Raw genomic sequence first — 16,954 nt, forward strand, 5'->3', positions numbered from 1 at the left:
AAAGTTCCACAATTACCACTTGACCCTCACACTAATGTGATACTTTATACTTCAATTAGTTACTTCTCTGCAGGGAGTTGCTTTTATATGAAAATTGGTGAGTTAGCTAAGGCGACAGGGGTCAGCGTTCGCTCCATCCGGTACTACGAGGAACAAGGCCTGCTCCATCCTGTCCGCGGCGGGAACGGGTACCGGGAATACCACAGCCTCATGGTTGAGCAGGTAAGGACAATCAAATTTTATTTGGAGCTGGGTTTGACTACGGAGCAGATTTCGGGATTTTTGCATTGTGTGATGAAGAACAAAGAAGCGTTCTGCGCGGAAATTATGCCGGTGTATCAGCAGAAATTGAACGAAATTAATGAACAGATCCGGCTGCTGAGCTCGATAAAGCTCAACCTGGAGGAACGCATGGAGTCGATTCGGCGGGAGAATCCGGAAAGTGTGAGCGGGAGTTAGTGAGTGTGGCGGGTTTTGGTTGGTAAGACGGAGTTAGTTAGTGTAACGGGTTCAGTTGGTAAGACGGAGTTAATTAGTGTAACGGGTTAGGTTGGCAAAGTGAAGTTAGTTAGTGTAGATGGATTCGATTGGCAAGACCGAGTTAGTCAGTGTGAACGGTTCAGTAGGATAGTGGAGATAAAGTTGGCGCATAGAGAACAAACCATATTTTGAAGGAGGAATCGGCTATGACGATTCGAGCTTTGAGCGATCAGGATTTCAGCACCGCGCTGCCCGCCGACGGGCTGGCGCTGGTGGACTTCACGGCGGCTTGGTGCCCGCCGTGCAAAGTGCTCCTGCCGCAGCTGGAAGAGCTGCAGCAGGAGCTGGAGGGCCACGTCACCATGTACAAGGTGGACGTGGACCAGGCGCAGGAGACAGCCGCCGCATTCGGCGTGATGTCGATGCCGACCGTGCTTGTCTTCCGGGACGGAGTTCCCGTCGACAAGCTGGTCGGCCTGCGCCCCAAGGCAGCGTACCGCGCCGTGCTCGCGCGGTACATGTAACAGCAAGAGCGCAGCGGAAGTGCCTGCTGCGCTCTTTCATATGCGTCACACTCTAACGGACAGCATGAAATAGTTTACAAAATACACCTTACCGGGCTCAATCAACTTATATACAATATGGGGGAATTCTCACCGTGGCAGACTTCCCTTCCATATTTAGTACATTCATTCGTGCGTTGTTCACGGCCGTCACCTTTACTATTTCGGCAGTGCCTTGACTCCATGCCGCATTGCAAACACCAAGACCGCCACCACCAGCCCTGCCGCGATCAAGCTTTCTTTTTCCTTACATCCATCCCTCTCACTCCGTCCTTCCCCGCAATCCCGCCGCTACATAAAACACCAAATACCCGATCAGCGTAAAAGCGAAGATCAGCACGCTAAAAGACACTATGTGCTCTAACTGCTCCCGTTCCGTGAACATACGTACCGTTTCTTGCAGCAGATACCGAGGCCGCACCCACACGTCCCAACTGTTCCAGCGCACAAAACGGCCTATGTAGATCCCGATACTGCTCGCTCCCAGCACCATGACGGCAAACAACCAGCTCGCCAGGGACCCGAACGACAACCGAACCAGACGCTGCACCGAAAAAAGCGAAATAAAACTCAGCACAATCCCGATACAGGCCGCCGAAAAAAACAGCATCAAATGATGCCAAAATTCAATATCCCAAACAAATCTCTGCCCCGGTTCCGGCCTGTAATGCACAAAAGGATGCAGCAAATCTGTAATCAAATACCCCGAATTCGGGTAAAAAAACAGCCACAGCCCACCCAGGCCCAGCATAACCGCCGCCCGCAGCAGCCTCACCCTCGCCAGCATGACAAACGCCGCTTCCAAGCTCAACGCCAGTCCCATCGGCACCCAAGCCAGGAACATGTCCCAATTCAAGTACAGATAGATGCTCCGCCCGGTGTAAGTTCGGATATGCTGCCCCAGTCCCAGACACAGCACGGTTCCGAGGAACAGCAGAAGGATGAGGATTGCTTTTGCACCAAAAGTCCGCCTGCCTTCTCCCTTGTCCACAATGTGAGCCTTACGTTCATCCATTGATCAACATCAACTCATTCCTATAAATCCTACGATAAAAGAAGAAAGTATCATGAAACATCCTATCCCCGCAAACCCCAGCACAAAACAAAGCCATAACGGCATCCCCCGCCGCGCCTGCTCCAGTTCCTCCACTCTCTCTTGCAACTGGCGGACCTGCCACTCCAGCTTGGCCGCATCCATCCGCTCCAATACCCGGACCCGCTCCCGAAGTTCCGCCAGCTCCACCTGTTCCTCGTAACTTGCCATAACTCAACACTCCTTATCCAAGTCAAAATAAAATCCTTCCCGCAAACAACGGCAGCGCCAGCGTCACGCCGGACAACCCCAGCCAAATGGCCATCCAGCACAGGGAAAGCGGCCGCTCATCCGTAAAAGGATACCAACCCGCAGGACGGTACACATTTCGGTACATGATAAAAACCGCAACAAACACCGCAAGCACTATAGAGATAACCTGCCCCTCCGTGTCGATCCCTGAACTTTGATATAAACGAAAAAAGAGATTTGCCCCCGCCACTTCACCTATGAGTAAAATCAACAAGGCCCGCAGCGTCTCCAGCACCGAACGAACCGCTAAACTCCAAGGCCGGTGCCCCCGCCCCAGCACGTTCAGATTATGAATACCCCCGTTCCCCCGGCTTCTGAACACCGCGATGAGTAAAACGAACGTAAGCAAAACAACGACACCAGCCATCCGCTCAAACACAAATCCGCACGGAATCCCGCCAAAAGCCAGCCAGAGCGTACTCGAGCGCTGAATCGCTTCCTTCCTATGCAGCTGAGCAAAAGTACACTATAACAAAGCCCGGCAATCAGGAGTACTGCCATTTCTGGCATAAACCGCATCTGCATCTCCCTCTGTTTAGGGTACCATATTTTTACTTAAAAGGGTTGCATCGGAAGAGCTAAATTGTCCCCGGCAGGCAAAACAAAACACCCCGCTCCTTGCAAAAATCAAAAGGTTCTGCATGGAACAAGGGTGCTAGCCCGACCAAGAAGTTGCACAGACGCTCTCAACGTAGCGTAACCGTATGTTGTTGTTTGTACTAGCTACTATAAAGGGTTGTCGTAGTCTAACTCGATTAGAAAAAGCCTGGCCTCCCGGCCGGGCTCCACTCTCATCTCACAACCCCGTATTCGCCCTAACCGCAACCTCCGTATACTTCTTCGCATCCTCGCGCGAAGAAAACAGCGTGCCCAAGATGGCCCCGAGGAACCCGAGGGGGATCGAGACGATCCCGGGGTTGGCCAGCGGGAACCAGGCTTCGCCGGTGAAGATGGCCTTGCCCGCTGGGCCCCAGACGCTGGGACTGGCGGCCACCAGGATCAGGGCGCTGAGCAGGCCGGTCAGCATGCCCGTGATTGCCCCTGCCGTGTTGAATCGGCGCCAAAAGATGGTGAAGATCAACACCGGCAAGTTCGCGCTGGCCGCCACCGCGAAGGCCAATGCCACGAGGAAGGCGACGTTCAGCTTCATCGCGAACAGTGAAAGCACGATAGACAGGACGGAGACGCCGACGGACGCCCAGCGTGCTGCCTTGAGCTGTTCTTTCTCGGTCGCCGCGCCCTTGCGGATGATGTGGCCGTAGAAGTCGTGCGCGAAGGCGGAAGCCGCCGACAGCACAAGTCCGGTCACGACCGCAAGGATGGTCGCGAAGGCGACCGCCGAGATGAAGGCGAACAGGAAGTCGCCGCCCAGCGCCTGCGCCAGCAGCGGCGCAGCAAGGTTGCCGCCCTTATCCTGTGCGGTAATGGCATCCGCGCCGACGAAAGCGGCTGCGCCGAAGCCAAGAAACACGGTCATCACGTAGAAGATACCGATAATCCAAGTCGCGTAAACAACCGAGCTGCGGGCCGTCCGCGCATCCTTCACCGTGAAGAAGCGGATCAAAATATGCGGCAATCCCGCCGTCCCCAGTACCAACGCGAGGTTCAGCGACAGCGTATCCAGCGGCACTTTGTACTTATTGCCCGGGTCTAGAAACGCCTGGCCGAGTGGAGTCGCCGTTTTCATATGTTCGAACATCTCATACAGCGAAAAATGAAACTTCGCAAACACGATCATCGAGATGATAAACGTACCGCCCATGAGGAGCACCGCTTTTGTAATCTGCACCCAGCTCGTCGCCGTCATGCCCCCAAACACCACATACACCGTCATCAGAACGCCCACGATAATGATCGAAGTGACTGCATCCAGCCCCAGCAGCAGCTTGATCAAACTGCCCGCCCCTACCAGCTGCGCAATCATATAGAACGTGGAGATCGTAATCGTGTTCAGTGCGGCTACCCCGCGGATTTTGGCCTGATCGAACCTTGCTGCTATCATGTCCGCCATCGTGTATTTGCCTAAATTCCGCAGCGGCTCCGCAATCAAATAGAGCACTACCAGATACGCGACAAGGAACCCAATACTATAAAAGAACCCGTCAAAGCCGGCCAACGCAATTGAGCCCGCGATCCCCAGAAACGAAGCGGCCGACATGTAGTCCCCCGCAATAGCAAGCCCGTTTTGCCAGCCCGTCAGCCCGCCGCCTCCGGTGTAGAATTCGCTCGTGCTTTTGGTTTTCAGAGATGCATAATAGGTAATCAGCAGCGTAATCGCAACAATGGCCAAAAACAGAATAAAAGCCGTCGTATTCATACCCGCTCCCTCCCCGCCTCTTCCCGGATCCGTTCCACGTCCTCATCGAACCGCGCAGCCTTGCGCGAATACACAATACAAAGCGTCCAGGTCATCACAAATTGGGCAAATGCAAACACCCAAGCCCAGCTGATCGGCCCCAGCGCCGGTTCATTCAGAACATCCGTATACGAAGTCAGCACAGGAAGCAGGAAGTAAAAGATCAGGAAAAAAGCGGTCATCGGGAACAAAAAACGTTTTTTGCGTCGCATCAGCAGCTTAAAGCTTCTGGACCTCGCGATCTGGCCATAGTCTGTCTTGGTTTCCATGTCGATCCCTCCGTTTGGATAGTAACCTTTCATGGCAGCACAATATGTAAGCGCTTCAATATACATATACACCGAAGTCTCGTTTTAGAATACCGTTGTGTTCAAGCCCCGGGTTTCAAGGTAATATGAAAGAAACGACAATCCACAGGAGTTTGCCATGAAAAAGAGTTCGACCGCCGCGCGGCGCACCCTCCAACTGGCGCTTGCTGCCGCCATTGCTTCAGCTGCTGCTATGGCTGTTCCGGCCACGGCCGGCGCGGAAAGCTGGCTGGACAGGCTTAAGGCGATCTACGATACGCCGGAGAAGCTGGACAAAGTGCTGCAAGATTACGAAGCGGCTAAAGAACAGCTGGAGGATCAGCGCGACCGGATCAGGGAGGCCGAGGAGCGCCAGCAGGAGCTGGCCCGCCAAAACGAGGCGCTGCTCCGCCAGAACGAGCAGCTGATGAAACAGCTGCAGAGCCTGGAGCAGGCCCGCCTCGACCAGGCCGCCCGCTCCCGCCGCTGGGTCGCCATGCTCGGCACGGCCGCAGCCCTGCTGCTCGGCTACATTCTCTCCGTTCGCGTTTGGCGCCACTTTATCTGGCGCAGCCAGCGGGCGGAGCAGAATAGAGAGCATAACAAGAAATAAAATCAGGAACTTCATTTACAGCATCGTTTACATTTCTAAGTGAGGGCGGCGGCAAAACTATGAACATTAAAGCACCCGTACCGACGGGCCACGTGCGGATTGAGCTGGAATCAGCAGAGGCACTGAACGTGCTGCATCCGAAGTCCATCGTCGCTTACCAGGGGGCGCCCCAGCTGCGGGAGGACCGGTTCCTCACATGGACACGGGCTTACCATAAGCGTAAATGGATCCAGTCCCGCCTGCAGGGACCCTCCTCCTTCCTGCTCTCCCTCCCTGCCGGATGCTCCCTCGAAACGGTGCGCCTCCAAGAGCACAGCAACCTGCTGTTTGATTTCCGCCACGTGATGTTTTTCACGGAGGGCCTGGAGCTTCACAGCAAGGTGCAGAAGATCCGCAACGCCTGGATCACCCGCGAGTTTGTCCGGATGAAATTCTCCGGACCCGGGGCGGTCGGCGTCGTTACGGCCGGCGAGCTCGCATCGGTCGAGCTGCGCCGGGACGTCCCGCTCTTTGTGGAAGCCGGCGCGCTGGTCGCATACCCCGAAGACGCCGACATCCGGCTCTCCGTCTACGGCAACCAGCTCGCGAGCCAGCACATGAGCGTGCAGTGGCAAATCCGCGGCACCGGTCCGGTCCTCATCCAGACCGGCGCCGCCGACACCGTCCTTGCGGACGACCTCCGCAAGGACGGTCTGGTCAAACGCCTCCTCCGCGAGCTCCTCCCGTTCGGCAGCGTCTATATCAAATGATTCGCGCTGCATTGCCCGCCCGGAATCCGCTGCAAAAACAACCCTGCCCCCAAATTCAGGGGCAGGGCTGTAGACGTTAGCAGTGTGCATACATTTTATGCGTTTTTTCATACAAAATCATGGAAATTCGCTTGAATTTAGCCGTTTTGTGCTATTTTTCATACAAAATCGTTGGCCCGATGCCGGACTGGTACGTTTTTATACTATTTTTCATACAGAATCGAGATTATCCACTGTATTCACGCTTTTTTATACTATATTTCACACATAATCGTGGCCTCTTACATCTCTCTGATTTCTACCCCGTCGGGCAAAATCCCCTTCACCCTCTCGGTCACTTCCCCGTTCCGGTGCAGCTCTTGCCCGAAGATGGTAACGATACCGCGATCCTCACGGGAACGGATCAGACGGCCGATCCCCTGACGCAGGCGCAACAGCATGTACGGCATGTCCACCTCGGTGAACGGCTGCTCCACCGCTTCCCGCTTGGCATTGTACACGGGATCGTTCGGAGGGAACGGCAGCGACCAGATGATGACATTGGAGAGCGAGGGACCCGGAATATCGAGGCCTTCCCACAGGCTGACGGCGCATAGGATGCTGTGCTCTTCTTTTTGGAAGGCGGAGATCAGATCGCTGATTTCCCTGTCTCCCTCGAAGCGGAACGTCATATTATGAAGCTGGGGCAGGTTAGGGATCGCTCGTTTAAACTGCTGCATGTCCTCTCTAGAACGGAACAGCAGCAGCGCCCTTCCTTCCGTTTCCACCAAAAGGTTGACGGCGCGGTCCATCCGGTCCTGAAACAGCCGGCTGTCGTCCAGCTTCGGAAGGTTCACCTGCATTTGCTGCTCATAATCATACGGCGACGGTACAGTAAAGGACAGGTAATCCTGCACACCCAGGCTGTCCGCCACGTAAGTGAACGATTGGTCTACGGACAAGGTGGCTGAAGAGAAGACGATCGGCATGTTTTGGGAAAAGACGCGCTCTTTCAGCACTTCCTTCACCAGGCGCGGCATGACCACCAGCGTCAATCCGCTTCCGTCGGTGACGGACCAGGAAATGACCTGCTCCGGACGCTCGTACAACGCGAGCGCCGTCTGGATCATCTCCAAATGTTCCTCTACAATCCGCAGTTGGTAGCTGTCCAGTGAGAACAGGCCGCTTTCGAAGACGAGTTCCTCTTCGATGACGTCAAGGATGCTGCGGAATTTGCGGAGTGACGTATACAGAGCTGTGTCGTACACAATCTCGCAGCGGTCCGAACCCGCTACCGGCTTGCTTTGCTTTGCCAGCTGGTCGAACAAGATTTCGCTGTGCTCAATAGCCGCCTCTACCGCCTCCGCCAGCGTTTCCCGAATCTCCCCTTGTAATAAACGGGTTATAATTTCCTCGAAGATAGCATGTTTCAGCTTGTAAGTGAGTGCTTTTTGCGCTGCAGGTTCCAACAGATGCCCCTCGTCGAACACTACGGAGCTGTGATCCGGCAGCAGCGGCAGCTGGCCTTCTCTTTTGCGGCCCTCATAGGTCCAGACATGCTCCATATAGAAATCATGAGAACAGATAATCAGGTCAGCCGACTTCCGGTAGTGGTCGCGTGACAGCGTCTGCCCGCAGCGGTTTCGCTGGTCGCAGACCAGGCAGTCCTGAAACGCGTCCCAGCTGATTTGCTGCCAGGCTTCGTCGTTCAGGTGCGGGTAATTTTTGCGGTCGCCGTAAGGGTGGAACGATTGAAGCGCCTGGTAGTTATGCACAAACGGCGGCAGTTCCTCATGGATCTGCTGGAACGGGTAAGCCTCGTCAAAGGTGCCGCCCTGGCGGGCTTTGTCCAACTTTTTCAGGCAGAGGTACTGGTCCGGGGATTTCCCCAGGCGCGCGTCTACAGTGAGGTCGAGGTGACGGGCCAGCTTGTCCAGATCGCCTTCCGGTTTCACCAGCTGCTCGATCAGAGATTCATCCGCACAGGCAATGATCGCCGGCTTGCCCGTATACCGCGCATAGCAGATGGCGTATAGAAGATACACTAACGTTTTTCCGGTACCTACGCCCGCTTCGGCAAAGATTGTTTTTTTCTCCGCATACGCCCGCTCCAACTGGAACGCCATATAAATCTGCTCGTCCCGGACTTCAAAGCCCGCCTCCGGCAGAATCTCATAAAAAACGTCCGCCACCCAGTCACTAACCTGGGCGACGAACGGCTCAGAAGGTTTTAATTCAAAAGGGTATCTCAATGGACTTGCCTCCACATCGTAATAAGAGGAGGATACAGGATTGGGGGTGGGAAAGCAAGGGGAATTGGCGCGCAGAGGTTACCGGCATCGGATGAAAACTCCTGTGACCCCAGCCAAAACCAACTGCAGCCCCTCCGACAGCGCCTCGCTAAAATCCCGGTACTCCATGGCTGCCGGTCCCCGGCGCAACTCCTCGGATCCGATCTCCGTGATGGAGCTGACCCGATACAGCACACTGTCCGGCTCTCCCGCCACATCCAGATGCAGCGTAAATCGGCGGTGCAGCTCCTCAACAAGCACATCATAAAGCTGCCACAGCGCTCCCCGGTCTTCGGGTCTTTTGGACATGAGCGTCAGGATGGCTTGGGACAGCGGCGGAGAAATGTACGGGTTTAACGTATGGGGGGCTGCGGGGATGGTCCATTTGTGGTCTTTTTTCAATTGAGATTGTTGGTCGCCGGGAAAGGGAAGTTCTCCCGTAAACAGCTGATACAAGGTGCAACCGAACTGGTACAGGTCGGTCTGCCGGGTGAGCTCTCCGTCGTCCCACTGTTCCGGGGCGGCATAGGCGCAGGACAGCAGCTTGGACGTTCCCCGGAACTCCTTGAGCACACGGGAAAGCCCGAAATCTCCGACCTTGACTTGACCGTTATGGGATAAAAATAGGTTCAGCGGCTTCAGATCCCGGTGCAGCACCCGCCGCGTGTGGGCATATTGGATCGCTTTGCACGATTCGTACGCTATATACAATGCTATATAGTAATAGCTTTCGGGGTCCAGCTCCGGCTGCAGTTGCGAAATGTATTGCCTGGCATGGATCCCGTCCACAAATTCCATCACTAAATAATGCTCGGTCCGGGCTCCGTCCGCATGGCGGCCGAAATCCAGCACAGACACGATATTCGCGTGCCCTGTGAGCAACGCGCCGGTCTTTGCCTCCGTATGGAACTGGGCAAGTGTTTCCTCCAAATCTAACAGATCATGAGTCTTGATCAGCTTGACGGCCACGGTCCGGTCCAGCAGCAGATCCGTCCCCCGCCACACTTCCCCCATGCCCCCTTTGGCCAAAACATGCTCTAAACGATACCTCTCCGACAAAAGCCTGCTCCCGGAATAACGCATACGTTCCTCCATAGCGCTTGATTTTCTAACTAACCATTATGTATGCGCCTGCCCGGGAAAGGGTTCTGGAGCAATTACCATGCAGCTTGCCTGCAAAGAGAAAACCCGCCGCCTCTCTAGGCAGCGGGCTTCAAGAAGCTCACACACTATACCGCTTTCCTCACAAAATAACCCCAGCCGCACGCAAAAAACACAACAAAGCTGACGGCGACAACGCTGAACAAAGTAACCATAGAGAGCGTAAAGTCATTCGGGCTAATGCCGCCGGAAGGCAGCATTCCGAGCAGAGGCTGTGCCCACGGGTAGTACGGAGCGTATTTCTCCGAGTTCACCACGAGCAGATTCGGCATAGTGAAGATCACGTTTACCGCCAGCGGAGCCGCAAAGCTGGCCCAAGCGGTGGAAACGGCCAGCTGGAGTGCGGCCAGCGGCAGGCAGGCAAGCCAACCCCGGCCCGCGGAAGCAAGGAGCGTCTCCCACGGAATCGAACCGGCGCCGCCCATCACCGTACCAAGCAGCACCATCATGCCCAGGAAAATCAGCTGCATTGCCGCCAGCAGTCCCATCACAAACAGAAACTTCACCGCATACACCTGGCTTCTCGTCACCGGCAGGGATAGAAGCTGCTTCCACCCGCCTCCGGCATGTTCGTACCGGCAAAGCAGCGCAGAGAACACGCCCGTAAGGAGAGGCAGAAACAGCATGGCATGCACGACAGACATCACCGTCATCATTTCCGTCCATGGAAAACCGGCCGACGGACCGGCTGCAGCCGCTGCCTTCGTATCCAGGTACCCCGCGCCTGCAGCCATAAGGGGACTTACACAAAGCAGGAGCCAGATGACGGACCGGCGGACTTTCAACCATTCAGCTTGCATCATACGTAACATCGGCTACTTCACATCCTTTCGGCTAAAATGCAGGGCTCCCGCGCCCAACAACAGCAAACCCGCTCCCGCGCCTGCGCTTACGGCAAACAGCTGATGACCGGCTTCTCCGGCCAACATCGGCCATTTCCAAGGAAGCCAATCCGGGAACCGGAAAGAAAACATACACACCAGCATGCCCGCAATCCCGACCGTCAGAGGCACAGCCTGATTGTTCACCGTCACCGACAGCCAAGTCTGCAGCGCCAAAAACGGCAGGGAGGCAACAAACGGATAGAAACACGCAGCAGCCATGGCCCCCAGAGGAACATCGAACCCAAAACCGAGTACGATACCCAGCACGGCCGTTCCCGCCACCGTTAAGGCAACCGAAGCCAGAAGCAGAAGCACACTAAGTGTAAATTTGGCAGTAAACACCTGCACCCGGGACACCGGCAGCGCCAGCGTCTGCTTCCACGCGTTGGTCTGATGTTCGATCCCGGCGGTCATCGAGGCGATAATCGCCAGCCCCATGAACAAAGTCGGAACCATCAGGCCGACCACGTTTTGCAGCAGTCCTCCCCAAAGATCGGCGGCATATTCATGGTGAACCAGATAGTCGTACCGCAGTCCGAAGTTGACCGCCTGCAGCCCGACAACGCCCAAGGGGCCGAGAAAGATGAGAAACCAGATCATTTTGCGCCGAATTTTCAGAAATTCAACCGCCAGCAGCCGCCCGATCACAAGCTCCCCTCCCCGCCGGTTATATCCAGAAAAATGCTCTCGAGGGAAGCCGCGTCTTCCTCTACCCGGTAGACCTCGAACCGGTGATGGACCAGCGAGGACACCATCGCCGCTACCGTCTCATCGCTCCCCATGTCCACCGTCAGCCGCGCGCCATCCCACTCGGTTTCCAGCCCGTTGGCAAGCAGCAGCTTCCAGGCCTCTTCCGGCCTGCTTACGCTCAACCGGATCCGGTTTCTCGCCTGCCTACGCAGTCCCGCTATGGAGTCCTGAAAAATCATCCGCCCCTTCGCAATGATGCCCACCCGGTTCGCCATCTGATCAATCTCAGATAACAAATGAGACGAAATCATCACGGTCACGCCGTGTTCCTGGGGCAAGCCCTTAATCAGCTCCCTGATTTCCAATATGCCCGCCGGATCCAGTCCGTTCGTGGGCTCATCCAAAATCAACAGCTCCGGCTGCCCCAACAAAGCCGTCGCAATGCCGAGCCGCTGCTTCATCCCGAGCGAATAGCCCTTCACCGCGCGCCTGGCGTCTTTGCTCAACCGCACGATGGTCAGCACTTCGTCAATCCGGTTCCGCGGCACATCCAGAATTCGCCGGACCGCTTCCAGATTCTCATACCCGCTCAAGTGCCCATAATAGGAAGGGTACTCTACCAGCGAGCCGACCTTTTGCAAAACCGCCATCCGCTCCTGCTTCATGTCCTTGCCAAAAATGCGGATACTCCCCGAAGTAGGCTTTGCCAGACCCAGCAGCATACGGATCGTCGTTGTTTTTCCCGCTCCGTTCGGTCCCAGGAAGCCGTAAATATCGCCTTTTGCTATCTGCAAATTCACTTGGTTGACTACCGGTTTGCCTCCGAGCTGTTTCGTCAGCCCTTTTGTTTCCAGAATCCATGGATTCATCCTTCATCACCTCAGACTCCACAATACAGGGTCAAGGTTAAGCCTATAGGCGCACCGCGTTTAAAATTCGTTTAAAACCTTCCCAAACTTCGCATGATCGTAATTGTGGTCCCTTGTTCCGAGCTGGAAACGTCCGCACGCAGGCTCATCTCTTTCAGCATCAGCGCTGCGATGGTGAGGCCGATGCCCGCCCCTTTTTCCTCCGTTACGCCGTTTAATCCAGGTCCCCGGTCGCTAATCTCCATAGAACCACCCTGCTCAGCCGACAAGCTGACCCTGATGTATTTGCCGGAGCCGGCGTGGCGCAGCACATTTTGTAAATAATTATCGACAACTCTCTCCAGCCACTGGGGATCCAGGCGCCACAGCACGGACGTTTCCGGGAAATCCGGTTCGATCTCGAACCCCTCTTTTTCAAACAACGGGTACCACTGGGCCAAAAGAGTCCGGACCAAACGCACAATATCCGTCTCTTGGGGCTTATATGGATAGACCCCGGCCGTCAGCAGCGAATAAGAAAACAGGTTTTCGATCAGTTGGCCCAGGTAGCTCATTTTTCGCTCAATTAATCGGAGAGACTCCATCCCTTTCGCGCTTAAAGGCTCCTCCTTCAACCGGTACACCAGTCCCCCGATCGTGGTAAGCGGCGTGCGGAGATCATGCGACAGCTTGGCGATCAGGTCGCGGCGCAGCGCCTCCTCTTCCGCTTCCCGGCGGCGGCTCGCCTCGAGCTTGCCGACCATATCCGCGAAGGCGCTCTCCAGCCGGCCGATCTCATCCCGGTTCTCCACCTTCACCGGTTCAGGGATGCCCGACTCCGTGGGAGCTGTCATCGCTGCCTGCAGCCGGACCAGGCGTTTGCGGATCCGATAGAAGAACAAAAGGGATATGAACAGAAACAGGCCGAGGATGGCCAGCGTACCGGCGACGAATATTTTGCTGTGATCCTCCCGCAGCCTCTCCCCCTCCGCCCTCATCTCCGAGCGCGGCACTTCAAATACCATAAAGCCTTGCCCTGACCCGGGACCCAACCGGGAACCGGAGCTTCCGCCTCCCCGCTCTTCTCCGATAAAAGCTACTACCGTAAACGGGTCGCCGGCGGTCCTTTGCTTCATAAAAGAAATCGTGTAAGCCGCAGTCCATTTCTCAGGCAAGGACAATGGCTTCGGCAGCTGAAGCCGGGTATTCCCCTGTCCGTCCACCCAAAACATCCGAGCTTTTGGATACGTCGCCTGAAGCCGATACAGCGCGGCATTGACATCTGCATCCTTATGGCCTTTTAAGGCCGCCGCCTCTTTATGCCACATTTCCTCTAAGTCAAGCCCGTTGCGGTACACGTTCTCTCCAGCTTCCGGCCGGTCGAGCAGCATCAGGCTGACGGACAGGACGGGAATCATGAGGGGCAGCAGTACCAGGGCGGACAGCACGATCAGCAAATATTGGGACAGCAGGGAATGCTTCAGCCGGATCATAGTCTCACCCTGTAGCCCAGCCCGCGCACGGTTTCAATAATGGCAGGAGAGCCGGGATCGATCTCGACTTTTTCGCGAAGGTAGCGGATGTGTACCATAACTGTTTTGTCCCCTTCCATAAAAGGTTCCCCCCACACGGATTCGTAGATCTGCTCCTTCGTCAGGATCTGATTCGGGTGCCGCAAAAAATACTGCAAAATCTGCAGCTGCTTGGCCGTCAAAATAATTTCCTCCTGTGTCCGCGTATCCACAATCGAAGGCTGGGACAACCGGATTTCCAGGTGATGCAGCCGGATCACCTTTTCCTCATCCCTGCCGAACCGCCGCAGCAGCACCTCCACCCGCGCAGCCAGCTCCTCCGGATGAAACGGCTTCGTCAAATAATCGTCGGCGAACCGGAGCCCTGCCAGCTTATCCTCTACCGCCGTGCGCGCAGACAGCATCAGAACGGGTATGCCGGGCGCTTCCTTTTTTAGCCTCGCCCCTACGGAAAACCCGTCCAGCCCCGGGAGCATCACATCCAGTACTACCGCATCCGCTTCATGAACCCGCTCCAAGGCGCCTTCCCCCGCAAGCAGCCATTCCACCGCATACCCCCGCCGCTCCAGATCCTCTTTGACCCACGCACCAATCTCGCGGTCATCTTCTATATACAAAATCCGCTTCATCGGATCCACACCCCTTGTCATCCTTATCTTTTCAGGATAGTCAAACAGGACGGGAAAGAAAAGTTAAATTCCGTTTAAAAAAGAAAGAATAACTTGCCCATTGCAACTTATAACCGGCAGCATGAACTTATTGCTGAAACTTGCTCATTGAAACTCTAAGGGACTATGCGCCTACTTGCTGCAACTTGCCCATTAAACCTCTAACGGACACCCAGTGATTTTAATTGGCTAAAAACCTGTGCTTAGGCTTTTTAACGGACACCAGCGCTCTTATTTGCCGCCTTAGCTGCTCCTGCCACCCGAAAAACACCAAATAGTGAGTCTTATGTCCGTTACGTTTAGGAATCTCCCATTTCCCGCACAATAGCGTCGCTCCTGTCCGTTAAGCTGAGGACACGAATGGTTCGGCATCGCATCTTCCCACCAACACCGCCATCAAAGGGTTATAACGCGGCACAAAAAAACAGCGGCTGTCCGGTACCCGGAATGTCCGCTGTTTGTCTATTCTTTCATAGCTGCATGATACCGTTCGACAAGCCCCGCCTTGCTGCCGGCGGGTTTGGCACTAGTTTTTTCTTTGCCGGCCAGCCAAATCCGAAACACCGTCAACACCGCGACCGCTCCTCCAGTCAGTAGATACATGTCCCGCACCCAACCCAGCTTCGTGTCCGTACCCAGCATGATTCCGTGAACCAACGCCATAGCAAAAGCCGGGAAAGCAAGCATGTGGATCGTACGCCACGCGCGTTTGCCAATCGTTTTGATCAGATCCGAACTGAGCATCAACAGCAGCATGCCATAAAAAGCCAGCGTCCCTAAGCCTGTCAAAACCGGATGGGTGTGCGCCGTAAAGGGGATCAGCATCCCGCTGACTGAATACCCTATATACTTGTCGTAAATCAGCACCATGCTATGCACCATACCGAACAACAGCCCGAACCAGCCGCTCGACTGATGCAATGTAAGAGAAACGGCCCTCATCCGGGCAGGCAGCACCTTCATGCTGTGGCTGATTCCCGAGATCATCGATACAAAAAGCAGCAAATAAGACGTGATGCCCGCGCTCCGGCTTGTATACCACACGTTTAGATACCGGCTTGCCTGATGAAGAATATCATCCATGTTCCCTCCCGCCTTCCGTAATGCGGATGCTTCGTCCGCCTTGTACTATGGCCCCGTCCCGCCGGATGCCGACGGTGGACAGGGCCGCGCCCCTCCGCTCGAGCCAGGCCATGCCCTGCTCCGAGCCCAGGATCAGCACGCATTTGGCGTACACTTCCGCCTGCGTGAGATCCGGCGCAGCCACCGTGACCTGCACCAGATCCGACCCGGCCGGCTGGCCGGTGCGCGGATCGAGGATGTGGTGCAGGCTGCGCCCTGCGGCGCTCTTCCAGCGCCGCTTCCATGCGCTGCTGGTGGCGATGCCGCAGTCCCCCGCGGGATGGAGCGTGAACCGGTCCGTTCCGGGACGGAACGGATCCTCCACGCCTACCTCCCAGACGCGGTCCGCGCCGCCCCAGAGCGCCAGATCACCGCCGGCGTCCAGCCCGCCGGCGGAAACGCCCTGCGCGCGCAGCATGCGGGCCAGCCGCGCGGCGCTCAAGCCCTTGGCGATCCCGCCGAGGTCCACGGCGGTTTCGCCGCCAAGCACGACGCTGCGCATCCCGGCGTTCAGCAGCGGAGCTTTAACTCCGCCTGGCCGCGTCGTGGCCGGCCGGTGCTGCCCTGCAGACCCGCTTCCACGGTGGTCTGCCGCCTGATCAGCTGCCTCCAACTCACGCTCCTGCAGTGACCCTTGCCCTACCGCCCCGCCTTCCCCCCACTCAGCCAGCTCCTCAAAACTCCCGCCGTAACCCAATTCCTCCATCGTTTTCCCCAAATACGGAGTAAACAGCCCCTCCGTCGTGCGATAGAACTGCTCGGCCTGCAACAGCACCTCATATAATAAAGGCGACAACAGAAACGGCCTGCCGCCCGACCGGTTCAGCCTGGACAGTTCGCTATCCGGACGGAAACGGCTCAAGTTCGCCTCGACAAAAGCAAACCAGGACTCCGCTTTCTTCCGGTCCGCAGCAGATAACCCATACGTAGAGAAATTCGAATTCATCGCCCGGAACCTATGCACCGCTGCCGCCTCCCTAGGACGCATGGGACCGGATCCGGCCAACGCCTTGTCCCTGCCCCTGGTCCGACAGACCGCCGCCATCGCTCCACTCTCCGCCGCCCTGGTCCGCTCCGCTGTCTGTCCACGCACTCCCGTCCGAACCGGCTGCATCCGGATTGGAATCATAATTAAAATACTCCGGCGCATCCCGCCACTGCTGCTCCACTGCATCGTTCAAACGTTCCTGGCCGTTCCCCGCATCAACAGGAACCGTGCCCTCCACCTGCCCCGTTTGCCCGAGATACCCGACGAAGCCGGAAAAGAACACGGCGCTGGAAAGGCCCACGGCCCATTTTATCCATACATGTTTAGCCATTCTTCGAATCACCTGCCCAGAAAAAGAATTTGTGTGCTTTTGACTATATCATCGTTAAGTGAAAAAA

Annotated in this window: 19 protein-coding genes; 4 read left to right on the forward strand and 15 right to left on the reverse strand. The window is 56.1% G+C overall.

Annotated features, from left to right (window positions below):
- Nucleotides 1–87 precede the first annotated feature (87 nt).
- Nucleotides 88–459: a MerR family transcriptional regulator gene (locus ACFSUF_RS17585; RefSeq protein ID WP_377604858.1), complete on the forward strand. Its 372-nt coding sequence runs from the start codon at nucleotides 88–90 to the stop codon at nucleotides 457–459.
- A 227-nt stretch (nucleotides 460–686) separates the two neighbouring features.
- Nucleotides 687–1,004, forward strand: a complete 318-nt coding sequence (gene trxA / locus ACFSUF_RS17590) for a thioredoxin (RefSeq protein ID WP_377604860.1) — start codon at nucleotides 687–689, stop codon at nucleotides 1,002–1,004.
- A gap of 301 nt (nucleotides 1,005–1,305) precedes the next feature.
- Here trxA and ACFSUF_RS17595 read toward each other — a convergent pair whose 3' ends face one another.
- From ACFSUF_RS17595 to ACFSUF_RS17615, 5 genes are all read right to left on the reverse strand, one after another.
- On the reverse strand, nucleotides 1,306–2,058 hold the full coding sequence (locus ACFSUF_RS17595; RefSeq protein ID WP_377604863.1) for a DUF1361 domain-containing protein: 753 nt from the start codon (nucleotides 2,056–2,058) through the stop codon (nucleotides 1,306–1,308).
- 9 nt (nucleotides 2,059–2,067) lie between these two features.
- A complete protein-coding gene (locus ACFSUF_RS17600) occupies nucleotides 2,068–2,307 on the reverse strand; it encodes a hypothetical protein (RefSeq protein WP_377604865.1) in 240 nt (79 codons plus the stop codon).
- A 22-nt stretch (nucleotides 2,308–2,329) separates the two neighbouring features.
- Nucleotides 2,330–2,737 carry a hypothetical protein gene (locus ACFSUF_RS17605; protein ID WP_377604867.1) on the reverse strand — a complete coding sequence of 136 codons (408 nt, stop codon included), beginning with the start codon at nucleotides 2,735–2,737 and terminating at the stop codon, nucleotides 2,330–2,332.
- Nucleotides 2,738–3,184: 447 nt separating this feature from the next.
- Nucleotides 3,185–4,705 (reverse strand): solute symporter family protein, encoded by a 1,521-nt coding sequence (locus ACFSUF_RS17610; protein ID WP_377604869.1) that lies wholly within the window; start codon nucleotides 4,703–4,705, stop codon nucleotides 3,185–3,187.
- On the reverse strand, nucleotides 4,702–5,013 hold the full coding sequence (locus ACFSUF_RS17615) for a DUF485 domain-containing protein (protein WP_377604871.1): 312 nt from the start codon (nucleotides 5,011–5,013) through the stop codon (nucleotides 4,702–4,704). Before ACFSUF_RS17615 ends, ACFSUF_RS17610 begins: the two co-directional genes overlap by 4 nt.
- A gap of 157 nt (nucleotides 5,014–5,170) precedes the next feature.
- Between ACFSUF_RS17615 and ACFSUF_RS17620 the strand changes: the two genes are divergently transcribed.
- Nucleotides 5,171–5,644, forward strand: a complete 474-nt coding sequence (locus tag ACFSUF_RS17620; RefSeq protein WP_377604874.1) for a hypothetical protein — start codon at nucleotides 5,171–5,173, stop codon at nucleotides 5,642–5,644.
- Nucleotides 5,645–5,703: 59 nt separating this feature from the next.
- Nucleotides 5,704–6,393, forward strand: coding sequence for an AIM24 family protein (locus ACFSUF_RS17625; protein WP_377604877.1), 690 nt, complete (start codon nucleotides 5,704–5,706; stop codon nucleotides 6,391–6,393).
- Between the two features lie 281 nt (nucleotides 6,394–6,674).
- On the opposite strand, the gene ACFSUF_RS17630 is transcribed toward ACFSUF_RS17625, so the two are convergent.
- The 10 genes from ACFSUF_RS17630 to ACFSUF_RS17675 all read right to left on the reverse strand — a co-directional run bounded on the left by ACFSUF_RS17630 (nucleotide 6,675) and on the right by ACFSUF_RS17675 (nucleotide 16,887).
- A complete protein-coding gene (locus ACFSUF_RS17630) occupies nucleotides 6,675–8,624 on the reverse strand; it encodes an ATP-dependent DNA helicase (protein ID WP_377604879.1) in 1,950 nt (649 codons plus the stop codon).
- A gap of 78 nt (nucleotides 8,625–8,702) precedes the next feature.
- Nucleotides 8,703–9,746, reverse strand: a complete 1,044-nt coding sequence (locus tag ACFSUF_RS17635; RefSeq protein ID WP_377604881.1) for a serine/threonine-protein kinase — start codon at nucleotides 9,744–9,746, stop codon at nucleotides 8,703–8,705.
- 146 nt (nucleotides 9,747–9,892) lie between these two features.
- On the reverse strand, nucleotides 9,893–10,636 hold the full coding sequence (locus ACFSUF_RS17640) for an ABC transporter permease (RefSeq protein ID WP_377604883.1): 744 nt from the start codon (nucleotides 10,634–10,636) through the stop codon (nucleotides 9,893–9,895).
- Nucleotides 10,637–10,639: 3 nt separating this feature from the next.
- Nucleotides 10,640–11,356, reverse strand: coding sequence for an ABC transporter permease (locus tag ACFSUF_RS17645; protein WP_377604885.1), 717 nt, complete (start codon nucleotides 11,354–11,356; stop codon nucleotides 10,640–10,642).
- Entirely contained in the window at nucleotides 11,353–12,267 is a 915-nt protein-coding gene (locus ACFSUF_RS17650) for an ABC transporter ATP-binding protein (RefSeq protein WP_377604887.1), read from the reverse strand. Before ACFSUF_RS17650 ends, ACFSUF_RS17645 begins: the two co-directional genes overlap by 4 nt.
- A gap of 71 nt (nucleotides 12,268–12,338) precedes the next feature.
- On the reverse strand, nucleotides 12,339–13,739 hold the full coding sequence (locus ACFSUF_RS17655) for a HAMP domain-containing sensor histidine kinase (RefSeq protein WP_377604889.1): 1,401 nt from the start codon (nucleotides 13,737–13,739) through the stop codon (nucleotides 12,339–12,341).
- Nucleotides 13,736–14,407, reverse strand: coding sequence for a response regulator transcription factor (locus ACFSUF_RS17660; RefSeq protein ID WP_377604891.1), 672 nt, complete (start codon nucleotides 14,405–14,407; stop codon nucleotides 13,736–13,738). The genes ACFSUF_RS17655 and ACFSUF_RS17660 overlap by 4 nt, the downstream gene beginning before the upstream one ends.
- A 501-nt stretch (nucleotides 14,408–14,908) precedes the next feature.
- Nucleotides 14,909–15,529: a ferric reductase gene (locus tag ACFSUF_RS17665; RefSeq protein ID WP_377604893.1), complete on the reverse strand. Its 621-nt coding sequence runs from the start codon at nucleotides 15,527–15,529 to the stop codon at nucleotides 14,909–14,911.
- On the reverse strand, nucleotides 15,522–16,613 hold the full coding sequence (locus tag ACFSUF_RS17670) for an FAD:protein FMN transferase (protein ID WP_377605288.1): 1,092 nt from the start codon (nucleotides 16,611–16,613) through the stop codon (nucleotides 15,522–15,524). Before ACFSUF_RS17670 ends, ACFSUF_RS17665 begins: the two co-directional genes overlap by 8 nt.
- Nucleotides 16,546–16,887, reverse strand: coding sequence for a hypothetical protein (locus ACFSUF_RS17675; RefSeq protein WP_377604895.1), 342 nt, complete (start codon nucleotides 16,885–16,887; stop codon nucleotides 16,546–16,548). Before ACFSUF_RS17675 ends, ACFSUF_RS17670 begins: the two co-directional genes overlap by 68 nt.
- Nucleotides 16,888–16,954 lie beyond the last annotated feature (67 nt).

The organism is Paenibacillus gansuensis (assembly GCF_042684925.1).
Taxonomy (GTDB): domain Bacteria; phylum Bacillota; class Bacilli; order Paenibacillales; family DY6; genus Paenibacillus_N; species Paenibacillus_N gansuensis.

What these genes read in the sequence shown, in the direction of transcription:
- ACFSUF_RS17615 (WP_377604871.1), bottom strand. Translation starts at nt 5,013, where the DNA reads ATGGAAACCAAGACAGACTATGGCCAGATCGCGAGGTCCAGAAGCTTT.
- ACFSUF_RS17635 (WP_377604881.1), bottom strand. Translation starts at nt 9,746, where the DNA reads ATGCGTTATTCCGGGAGCAGGCTTTTGTCGGAGAGGTATCGTTTAGAG.
- ACFSUF_RS17595 (WP_377604863.1), bottom strand. Translation starts at nt 2,058, where the DNA reads ATGGATGAACGTAAGGCTCACATTGTGGACAAGGGAGAAGGCAGGCGG.
- ACFSUF_RS17650 (WP_377604887.1), bottom strand. Translation starts at nt 12,267, where the DNA reads ATGAATCCATGGATTCTGGAAACAAAAGGGCTGACGAAACAGCTCGGA.
- trxA (WP_377604860.1), top strand. Translation starts at nt 687, where the DNA reads ATGACGATTCGAGCTTTGAGCGATCAGGATTTCAGCACCGCGCTGCCC.
- ACFSUF_RS17625 (WP_377604877.1), top strand. Translation starts at nt 5,704, where the DNA reads ATGAACATTAAAGCACCCGTACCGACGGGCCACGTGCGGATTGAGCTG.
- ACFSUF_RS17640 (WP_377604883.1), bottom strand. Translation starts at nt 10,636, where the DNA reads ATGTTACGTATGATGCAAGCTGAATGGTTGAAAGTCCGCCGGTCCGTC.
- ACFSUF_RS17665 (WP_377604893.1), bottom strand. Translation starts at nt 15,529, where the DNA reads ATGGATGATATTCTTCATCAGGCAAGCCGGTATCTAAACGTGTGGTAT.
- ACFSUF_RS17660 (WP_377604891.1), bottom strand. Translation starts at nt 14,407, where the DNA reads ATGAAGCGGATTTTGTATATAGAAGATGACCGCGAGATTGGTGCGTGG.
- ACFSUF_RS17620 (WP_377604874.1), top strand. Translation starts at nt 5,171, where the DNA reads ATGAAAAAGAGTTCGACCGCCGCGCGGCGCACCCTCCAACTGGCGCTT.
- ACFSUF_RS17655 (WP_377604889.1), bottom strand. Translation starts at nt 13,739, where the DNA reads ATGATCCGGCTGAAGCATTCCCTGCTGTCCCAATATTTGCTGATCGTG.
- ACFSUF_RS17600 (WP_377604865.1), bottom strand. Translation starts at nt 2,307, where the DNA reads ATGGCAAGTTACGAGGAACAGGTGGAGCTGGCGGAACTTCGGGAGCGG.
- ACFSUF_RS17585 (WP_377604858.1), top strand. Translation starts at nt 88, where the DNA reads ATGAAAATTGGTGAGTTAGCTAAGGCGACAGGGGTCAGCGTTCGCTCC.
- ACFSUF_RS17675 (WP_377604895.1), bottom strand. Translation starts at nt 16,887, where the DNA reads ATGGCTAAACATGTATGGATAAAATGGGCCGTGGGCCTTTCCAGCGCC.
- ACFSUF_RS17610 (WP_377604869.1), bottom strand. Translation starts at nt 4,705, where the DNA reads ATGAATACGACGGCTTTTATTCTGTTTTTGGCCATTGTTGCGATTACG.
- ACFSUF_RS17670 (WP_377605288.1), bottom strand. Translation starts at nt 16,613, where the DNA reads ATGGCGGCGGTCTGTCGGACCAGGGGCAGGGACAAGGCGTTGGCCGGA.